The sequence below is a fragment of the Pseudomonas sp. GM24 genome (assembly GCF_000282235.1).
Taxonomy (GTDB): domain Bacteria; phylum Pseudomonadota; class Gammaproteobacteria; order Pseudomonadales; family Pseudomonadaceae; genus Aquipseudomonas.
Map to the genome: position 1 here is coordinate 1 of NZ_AKJR01000183.1, position 10,057 is coordinate 10,057.

The window sequence follows — 10,057 nt, forward strand, 5'->3', positions numbered from 1 at the left end:
CCTGGGACGCTCCGCGTCCCTTCAAAGTCGAACGCGGAGCGTCCGTTGAGGCATTCCCACGCGGAGCGTGGGAACGATCAGTGAAGCCAACCTTCAGCGGGTGTTATCGCTCACATCCAGTTGCCCGTCCCAGCCACCGCCCAGCGCAGCGATCAATTGCACGCTGGCGATCAAGCGGCTTTGCAGAATGTTGAGCACGCTGCGCTCATTGCTCAGCGCCGTGGCTTGCACCACCACGACGTCGATGTAAGCAATCAAACCGGCCTTGTACTGGTTCTCCGTCAGACGCAGGGAGTCGCGCGCCGCATCGAGCGCCTCCTGGCGCACCGCCGCTTCGTCTTCGTACACCTTGAGCTGCACCAGATAGTTTTCAATTTCGCGGAAACCGTCGAGCACGGTCTGACGGTACTTGGCCACGGTCTGGTCATACACCGCCTCGGTGCGGTCGACTTCCGCCGAACGAATGCCACCGTCAAACAGCGGCAGCGCCAGTTTCGGCCCCACCGACCAGAAACGGTTGGGCAGGCTGACCAGGTTCTGCGAAGTACTGCTGCTGTAGCCGCCGCTCAGACTCAAGCTCAGATCCGGGTAATACGCCGCTTTGGCCACGCCGATGTTGGCGTTGGCAGCGATCACCGAACGCTCCGCCGAAGCGATGTCCGGGCGCCGCTCCAGCAACTGCGAGGGCAGGCTCAACGGCACTTGCGGCAGCTTTGGAATGGTCTGCACTTCGGCAATGTTGAAATCCGCCGGGGCTTGCCCGGTCAGCACGGCAATCGCATTTTCGAATTGCGCGCGCTGCCAGATCAGGTCAACCAGATCGGCCTGGGTGCTTTTCAGTTGTGTCTGTGCCTGCGCCACCGCATCGCGCCCGGAAACCCCTGCGCGGTACTGGTTCTGGGTCATCTTCAACGAGCGTTCGTAGGCGGCGACCGTGGCTTCGAGCAGGCGTTTCTGCTGATCGATCACGCGCAGTTGCAGGTAGTTCTGCACCAGCTCCGATTGCTGGCTCAGGCGCATCGCAGCCAAATCGGCAAAACTGGCCTGGGCGCTGGCCTCATCGGCTTCCAGTCCACGGCGCAGCTTGCCCCACACGTCCGCTTCCCAACTGACGCCAAGTTCGGCGTTATAGGTGTCGCGGATACCGCTGGAAGAACTGCTCAGACTCGAACTGCTGCTGCCAGTGCCCTGACTGGAGCGGGTCTTGCCGAGGCTCAAGTCTACTTTCGGATAAAACGCGCCACGGGCACTGCGCACCAACGCCTGAGCCTGACGGTACTGGGCTTCCGACTGCGCGACGGTCTGGTTGGAATTGTTGAGTTTCTCGATCAAGCCGTTGAGCTGCTGATCGCCATACAACTCCCACCAGGCCCCACGGGCCAGTGAATCGCTCGGGTTGGCCTGAGTCCAGCCCTCGGCCTCCTTGTACTGGGCGATTTCCGCAGTTTGCGGCCGTTGGTAGTCCGGGCCGACGGCGCAGGCACTGAGCATCGCCACGCACAGCGACAGGCTCAGCAGACGCGAGCCGCGAACGGTGGCCAGATTGAAAAGCGAACGGTCAGTCATAGCGGAGTTTCCAGAGCGGCGTCAGTGCGCACGCCACGCCATTTGTTGAAACGATGGCGCAGCTTGTCAAGATAGAGGTAAACCACCGGGGTGGTGTAAAGCGTCAGCACCTGGCTGAAAATCAGCCCGCCGATGATGGTCAGGCCCAGCGGCTGGCGCATTTCCGCGCCTTCGGCCCGGCCGAGCAGCAACGGCAAGGCACCGAGAATCGCCGCCAGCGTGGTCATCAGAATCGGCCGCAAGCGTTGCAGACAGGCGCTGCGGATCGATTCCAGCGGCGACAGGCCCTGATGCCGTTCCAGTTGCAACGCGAGGTCGATCATCAGAATGGCGTTTTTCTTCACCACGCCAATCAGCAGGAACAACCCGAGCAACGAGATCAGGCTGAACTCGCCGCCCAGCGCATAGATCGACAGCAACGCGCCGACACCGGCCGACGGCAGGGTCGACAGAATCGTCAGCGGATGAATGTAGCTTTCATACAGCACACCCAACACCAGATACACCGCCAGCAACGCCCCGAGAATCATGAACGGCTGGCTCTTTTGCGTCGCGGCGAAGGCGTCGGCGGTGCCGGCCATTTTTGCGATGACGTCTTCCGGCAGGCCGAGCTTGGCAATCGCCCGCTCGATCGCAGCACTGCCCTGCTCCACCGTCACGCCTTCGGCCATGTCGAAGGAAATGTCTTCGGAGGCGAACTGGCCTTCGTGGCTGACGCGGTCGTCTTCCAGGCTGTTTTCGTAATGAGCGAACGTCGACAGCGGCACCCGCGCACCGTCAGCGGTGATCACCTGCACCTGCTTGAGCGTCACCGGGTCCTGGGCGTATTTCGGATTGACCTCCATGACCACCTGATACTGATTGAGGCTGTCGTAGATCGTCGAAATCTGCCGCTGGCTGTAGGCGTTGTTCAATACCGAGGTAACCATGTCCATGTCGATCCCCAGGCGCTTGGCCTGATCGCGGTCGACGATCAACGTCACTTGCTGGGCACCCGCTCCCTCTCGGGCGTCAATCGCCGTCAGTTCCGGCAAGGCCCTTAACGCGGTAACCACTTTTGGATACCACTTGCGCAACTCGCCCAGATCACCACTTTGCAGGATGTAGCTGTACTGCGACGTGGTCTGTTCGCGGCCGCCGCCAAATTGCAGATCCTGATCGGCCATCAGCATCAGTTGCGCACCGGGGACCTTGGGCATTTCCTTGCGCAGGCGCTCGATGACTTTCTGCGCGTTGAGCTGGCGCTCCTTGATTGGCTTCAGACGCACCAGCATGAAGGCGTTATTGGTGCCGTTGCTGCCGCCAATGAACCCGGCGACACTTTCCACCGCTTCGTCCTTGAGCACGGCGCGGCGGAAAATTTCCATTTTCGGCTGCATCACGCTGAACGACAGGCCGTCGTCGCCGCGTACGAAACCGATCAATTGGCCGGTGTCCTGCTGTGGCATAAAGGTTTTCGGCACCACCACGTACAGCGCAACGTTGACGCCGACGGTGATCAGCAAGCTGAGCAACGTCAGGCGCCGGTGGCGCAAAACCCAGTCGAGGCTGCTGGCGTATTTGCCGACCATCCAGTCGTTGGTGCGACGGCTCCAGCGTTGCAGGCGGTTTTCCTGGCCGGGTGTGTGCGGCTTCAGCCAACGGGCGCAGAGCATCGGCGTCAGCGTCAGGGAAACCACCAGCGACACGACGATGGCTGCGGCCAGGGTGATGGAAAACTCGCGAAACAGGCTCTCGACGATCCCGCCCATAAACAGGATCGAGAGGAACACCGCCACCAGCGAGACGTTCATCGACAGCAAGGTAAACCCGACTTCCTTGGCCCCGAGGTACGCGGCCTGCATCGGTTTGACGCCTTCGTCGATGTGCCGGGAAATGTTCTCCAGCACCACAATGGCGTCGTCCACCACCAGACCGGTGGCCAGAATCAGCGCCATCAGCGACAGGTTGTTCAGCGAGAAACCGTAGAGGTACATCACCGCAAAGGTGCCGACCAGCGACACCGGCACGGCCAACGTCGGAATCAGCGAGGCGCGGAAGTTACCGAGGAACAGAAACACCACCAGAATCACCAGCGCCACGGCAATCAGCAAGGTCATCTCGGCTTCATGCAGGGTGGCTTTGATCACCGGCGAGCGGTCCATGGCCAGATTCAGCTTCACGCTGGCGGGCAACACCGCTTGCAGGGCCGGCAGTTGCGCCTTGATCTCGTTGACCGTCTCGATGATGTTGGCGCCGGCCTGGCGGTTGATCACCAGCAGCACGGCGGCGTCATCGTTGAAGAAGCCGCTGTTGTAGCGGTCTTCGACGCCATCACTGACCTTGGCCACGTCCTTGAGGCGCAGCGCTGCGCCATCGGCATAGTGGATGATCAGTGATTCGTAATCCTTGGCTTTTTCCAGCTGATCATTGGCCTGGATCTGCCACAAACGCTGGCCGTCTTCGACCGAACCCTTCGGCCGGCGCACGTTGGCATCGGCGATGGTCTTGCGCACATCGTCGAGCGCTACACCGTACTGATTCAGCGCCTGCGGTTCGAGTTCGATACGCACCGCCGGCAGCGAACTGCCGCCGATCTGTACTTCGCCGACGCCCTGCACCTGTGAAAGGCTCTGGGACAAAATGGTCGAAGCCAAATCGTAGAGCTGGCCTTTTTCCAGCACGTCCGACGTCAGCGACAGCACCATGATCGGCGCCTGCGACGGGTTGACCTTCTTGTAGGTCGGCATGCTGCGCATCCCGCTCGGCAACAGGTTGCGCGAAGCGTTGATCGCCGCCTGCACTTCCCGCGCCGCGCCGTTGATGTCGCGGTCGAGGTCGAATTGCAGAATGACCCGGGTCGAACCCTGACTGGAACGGCTGCTCATGGTGTTGACGCCGGCAATCGCACCGAATGAGCGCTCCAGCGGCGTCGCCACGGTGGATGCCATGACCTCCGGGCTGGCACCGGGCAGGCTGGCCTGCACGACGATCACCGGGAAGTCCATTTGCGGCAGCGGCGCCACTGGCAGCAAGCCGAAGCTGACGCCGCCGAGCAGCATGATTGCCAGGCTGAGCAGCATCGTCGCGACCGGACGCTTGATGAAAGGACCGGAGAGGTTCATCGAACGCGATCTCCGCCTTGACCGCAGATCCCTGTGGGAGCGAGCCTGCTCGCGAATGCAATCTTGTATACAACAATGATGTTGCCTGACAGGCCGCTTTCGCGAGCAGGCTCGCTCCCACAAGGGATGTGTGATGCTCGCGAAGTCATACCGACACCTCTTCAGTGTCGGCATTGGTCTTGCCAAAGCGCCGGCCGAGACGGTCGAAATACAGGTAGATCACTGGCGTGGTGAACAGCGTCAGCACCTGGCTCACCAGCAGACCGCCAACCATTACCAGACCCAGCGGCTGACGCAATTCAGCCCCGGAGCCGGTGGCGAGCATCAACGGCACCGCACCGAACAGCGCCGCCAGCGTGGTCATGAGGATTGGCCGGAAGCGCAGCAGCGCCGCCTGATAAATCGCCTGTTCCGGCGCCATGCCTTGGGTGCGTTCAGCATCGAGAGCGAAGTCGATCATCATGATCGCGTTCTTTTTCACGATACCGATCAGCAGAATGATACCGATGATCGCGATCATGCCCAGGTCATTGCCGCTGAGCAGCAACGCCAGCAACGCACCGACCGCCGCCGACGGCAAGGTCGAAAGAATAGTGATCGGGTGAATGTAGCTCTCGTACAGCACGCCCAGCACGATGTACATGGTCACCACTGCCGCCAGAATCAGCAGCAAAGTGCTCGACAACGACGCCTGGAAAGCTTCGGCCGCCCCCTGGAACTGGGTCTGCACACCAACCGGCATGCCGATGTCTTTCTGTACCTGCTCGATGATGTCGACCGCATGCCCCAACGCCACGCCGGGTGCGAGGTTGAACGACATCATCACTGCCGGGAACTGGCCGATATGGGTGATCGCCAGTTGCGCCTGACGCTCTTCGACATGGGCGAGACTCGACAGGCGTACCTGTGCGCCGTCAGTAGTCTTCACATGAATCTGATCCAGTGCCTGCGGGCCGATCTTCTCCCCGGCCTGGGCCTGCAGCACCACGCGGTACTGGCTGGCCTGGGTGTAAATGGTCGAGATCTGTCGCTGCCCGAAGGCGTCGTACAGCGCATCGGTGATGTTCGCCACCGAAACGCCCAGGCGTGAGGCGGCATCGCGGTCGATCACCAGATAGACCTGCAAACCCTTGTCCTGCAAATCACTGGCGACGTCGGTCAGTTCCGGACGCTGGGCCAGCGCTTCGACCAGCCGGCCGCTCCACTGGCTGAGCAGTTCGGAATCCGGCGAAGACATGCTGAACTGGTATTGCGTGCGGCTGACGCGGTCCTCGATGGTCAGATCCTGCACCGGTTGCATGAACAGACGGATGCCAACCAGTTTGTCCAGCTGCGGTTGCAGGCGCGCAATCACTTCTGTGGCGCTCAGATCGCGCTCACCGTGAGGCTTGAGGTTGATCAGCAAGCGGCCGCTGTTGAGCGTGGCGTTATCGCCGTCGACACCGATGTAGGACGACAGGCTCTGTACGGCCGGATCTTCGAGAATGATCTTCGCCAGCTCTTGTTGACGCTCGCCCATCGCCGCGAAGGAAATCGACTGCGGAGCCTCGGAAATACCCTGAATCACCCCGGTGTCCTGCACCGGAAAGAAGCCCTTCGGCACCACCATGTACAGAAACACGGTCAGCGCCAGCGTGCCGATAGCCACCAGCAAGGTCAGCGGCTGATGCTTGAGCACCCAGCGCAGCATCCGACCATACTCGGCGATCATCCAATCGATGACTGCACCGCTGACGCGGTAGAAACGGCCCTGCTCATGTGCTTCTGGCTCACGCTTGAGCAAGCGCGCGCACATCATCGGCGTCAGGGTCAGCGAGACCACCAGTGAAATCAGGATTGCCACAGCCAGAGTGATGGCGAATTCACGGAACAAGCGCCCCACCACGTCGGCCATGAACAACAGCGGAATAAGTACCGCGATCAGCGACAGGGTCAGGGAAATCAGGGTAAAGCCAATCTGCTTGGCGCCCTTCAGTGCGGCCTGCATCGGGCTGTCGCCCTCTTCGATGAAGCGCGCGATGTTCTCGAGCATGACGATGGCGTCGTCGACCACAAAACCGGTGGCAATGGTCAGGGCCATCAGGGTCAGGTTGTTCACCGAGAACCCGGCCAGATACATCACGCCGAACGTGCCGATCAGCGACAGCGGCACGGCCACCGACGGAATGATCGTCGCACTGGCGCGGCGCAGGAACAGGAACGTCACCATCACCACCAGGGCGATGGCGATGAGCAATTCGTGTTGCACATCAGTGACCGAGGCGCGAATGGTTTGCGTACGGTCGGTCAGCACGGTGACATCAAGGCCGGCCGGCAGGTTGTCGGTGATGCTCGGCAGCAACGCCTTGATGCGGTCGACCACCTCAATGACGTTGGCACCCGGCTGACGCTGGATGTTCAGCAGCACGGCCTGATTCTTGTTGGCCCACGCCGCGAGACGCTCGTTCTCGGCGCCATCGACAATTTCCGCCACGTCCTTGAGCCGTAACGGCGCGCCGTTCTTGTAGGCGAGAATCAGATTGGCGTAGTCCTCGGGCGAGGTCAGTTGGTCGTTGGCATCGAGCATTGACACGCGGGTCGGACCGTCGAAGTTGCCCTTCGGCTGGTTGACGTTGGAGGCACTGATCAAGGTGCGCACGTCGGACAGGTTCAGGCTGTTGGCCGCCAGCGCCTCAGGGTTGACCTTGATGCGTACGGCCTGACGCTGACCGCCGGCAATGCTGACCATGCCGACGCCGCTGATCTGGGCGATTTTCTGCGCCATGCGCGTATCGACCAGGTCATTGAGCTTGGGTAACAGCATGGTTTTCGAGGTAATCGCCAGGGTCAGCACCGGGGTGTCCGCCGGGTTGACCTTGTTGTACACCGGCGGTGCCGGCAAATCGGTTGGCAGCAGATTGGTCGCGGCGTTGATGGCGGCTTGCACCTGCTGCTCGGCAACGTCCATGTTGATGTCGAGGCTGAAACGCAACGTCAGCACCGACGCACCGCCGGAGCTGGTCGAGGCCATTTGCGTCAGGCCCGGCATCTGCCCGAACTGGCGTTCGAGCGGCGCCGTCACGGCACTGGTCATCACATCCGGGCTGGCGCCGGGATACAGGGTCATGACGCGGATGGTCGGGTAATCGACTTGTGGCAGTGCAGAAACGGGCAGCAAGCGATAAGCAATCAGGCCGGCCAGCACAATGGCCAGCATGCTCAGGGTGGTGGCTACCGGTCGGAGGATGAACAGCCGCGAAATGTTCATGCGCCCTTCTTGGCCTTGTCGGAAACAGCAGCGTCAGTCGGGGTGGCGGCAGATTTGCCTTGCAGGTGTTCGGTCGGCGTGGTCGGCACTTGATTGCTGTCGTTGACCACTTCCACTTCACTGCCTTCCTTCAGGCGGTCGGTGCCTTCCAGGACCACGCGGTCGCCAGCGGCCAGGCCCTCGGTAACCACGGTGTTTTCGCCATCACTGGCACCGATCTTCAGTTGGCGGATGGTGACTTTCTTGTCGCCGTCCAGCGCATAGACGAACGTGCCGTTGGTACCGAACTGGATAGCCGCTGACGGTGCCAGCACCACGCCTTTGAGTGTGTCAGCCAGCAAGTGAACGTTGACGAACTGGTTGGGGAACAACGCCTGATCGCGGTTTTCGTAGCGGGCCTTGAACTTCAGGGTGCCGGTGGCGACGTCGATCTGGTTGTCGAGGCTTTGCAGAACGCCGGTGGCTTGCAGTTTGGTGTCGCCGCGATCCCACGCTTCAGCCGGCAGCTTGGCGCCGCTGCGATAACGGGCGAGCACGGTTTCGAGGCTGTTTTCCGGCAAGGTGAAGGCGACGCTGATCGGTTGGGTCTGGGTGATCACGGCGAGGAACGTGGTGTCGTTGGCGGTGACAAGGTTGCCGACGTCAACCTGACGCAGACCGACACGCCCGGCAATCGGTGCGCGGATTTTGGTGAATTCGAGATTGAGCTTGGCATCGTTGACCGCGGCCTGATTGGTCTTGACCGTGCCCAGATACTGACCGACCAGCGCTTCGGCGGTGTCCAGCGTCTGTTTGGCGATGCTGTCCTCTTTGTACAGACCGCGATAACGCTCGACATCGACCTGAGCGTTTTTCAGTTGCGCCTGATTCTGCAGCAAGGTGCCTTCGGCCTGCAGCAAGGCGTTCTGGTACGGTCGCGGGTCGATCTCGGCCAGCAGGTCTCCAGCCTTGACCATCTGCCCTTCTTCGAAATTGATCTTGACCAATTCGCCGCCCACCCGGCTACGCACATTGATGGTGTTGAGAGCGGTCACCGTGCCCAGCGCCTTGTAGTACAGCGGGAAGTCGCCGGTGACTGCTGGCGCCACGCGTACCGGGATTGGCCCGCTACCACCACCGAAGCCCGGCCGCATCATCCCCGAACGCCCGGTGTGCCCGGCGGCTGCCTTGTCAGCGCCCTCCTTGTGGGCTGAACCGGCGGGCCAGAATTTCCAGCACAGGACGGCGATCACCAACAAGACAAGCAGGCTGATCAGCCAGCGACGGGAGTTACGGGGGGACGATTGCATGGAGTGATTAACCATTGGGCGCGTGGGCTTCTTTTACGGGAGGCTGAACGATAAGCACTGATGGGGAATTAGCAAAGCAGCTTTACCGGCAATTTACTTACACCTTACGTTTCAAGGTGTGAGGCAAAACACTGATACACAAATGAAAACGGCCTGGACAGGGCCAGGCCGTTAACAATTGTAAAAGCGCTTACTTGAGAACGGACAGGGCCGCTTCGTAGTTAGGCTCTTCAGCGATTTCCTTGACCAGTTCGCTGTGCAGGACGTTGTCGTTTTCGTCCAGAACCACAACGGCGCGAGCGGTCAGGCCTTTCAGCGGGCCGTCAGCAATGGCCACACCGTAGTTCTCGATGAACTCGGCACCGCGCAGGGTCGACAGGTTCTGTACGTTTTCCAGGCCTTCGGCGCCGCAGAAACGTGCCTGGGCGAACGGCAGGTCAGCGGAGATGCACAGCACCACGGTGTTGGCGATGTCGTTGGCCTGAGCGTTGAACTTGCGCACCGAGGTGGCGCAGGTCGGGGTGTCAACGCTTGGGAAGATGTTCAGCACTTTGCGCTTGCCGGCAAAGTCTTTCAGGGTGACGTCGGACAGATTGCCGGCAACCAGAGAAAAGGCTGGCGCCTTGGAACCGGCTTGTGGCAACTGGCCGTTGACTTGAACCGGGTTGCCTTTAAGGGTGACTTGAGCCATGACTTGAGTCCTTCTGATGTTTTGATTGGAAAGCATGCAAGAGGCCGAAGTTAACCACGAAATTGTCCGACGACCTATGCCCTGTTTAGAAATTGTTGGGTGCCTGCGCGAAAAACTGTATACAAAACCACAACCATTCCCCTGTAGGAGTGAGCCTGCT

General features: G+C 60.8%; 5 protein-coding genes. All 5 read right to left on the reverse strand.

The window, feature by feature from the left end; genetic code table 11:
- Window positions 1-93: 93 nt before the first annotated feature.
- Complete coding sequence (locus PMI23_RS20030; RefSeq protein ID WP_007914364.1) at window positions 94-1,566, reverse strand: efflux transporter outer membrane subunit; 1,473 nt, start codon at window positions 1,564-1,566, stop codon at window positions 94-96.
- Window positions 1,563-4,670 (reverse strand): efflux RND transporter permease subunit, encoded by a 3,108-nt coding sequence (locus PMI23_RS20035; RefSeq protein ID WP_007914366.1) that lies wholly within the window; start codon window positions 4,668-4,670, stop codon window positions 1,563-1,565. Before PMI23_RS20035 ends, PMI23_RS20030 begins: the two co-directional genes overlap by 4 nt.
- A 145-nt stretch (window positions 4,671-4,815) precedes the next feature.
- Window positions 4,816-7,917 (reverse strand): MdtB/MuxB family multidrug efflux RND transporter permease subunit, encoded by a 3,102-nt coding sequence (locus tag PMI23_RS20040; RefSeq protein WP_007914368.1) that lies wholly within the window; start codon window positions 7,915-7,917, stop codon window positions 4,816-4,818.
- On the reverse strand, window positions 7,914-9,221 hold the full coding sequence (locus PMI23_RS20045; RefSeq protein ID WP_007914370.1) for an MdtA/MuxA family multidrug efflux RND transporter periplasmic adaptor subunit: 1,308 nt from the start codon (window positions 9,219-9,221) through the stop codon (window positions 7,914-7,916). The genes PMI23_RS20040 and PMI23_RS20045 overlap by 4 nt, the downstream gene beginning before the upstream one ends.
- A gap of 175 nt (window positions 9,222-9,396) precedes the next feature.
- Window positions 9,397-9,897 carry a thiol peroxidase gene (gene tpx, locus PMI23_RS20050; protein ID WP_007914372.1) on the reverse strand — a complete coding sequence of 167 codons (501 nt, stop codon included), beginning with the start codon at window positions 9,895-9,897 and terminating at the stop codon, window positions 9,397-9,399.
- Window positions 9,898-10,057 lie beyond the last annotated feature (160 nt).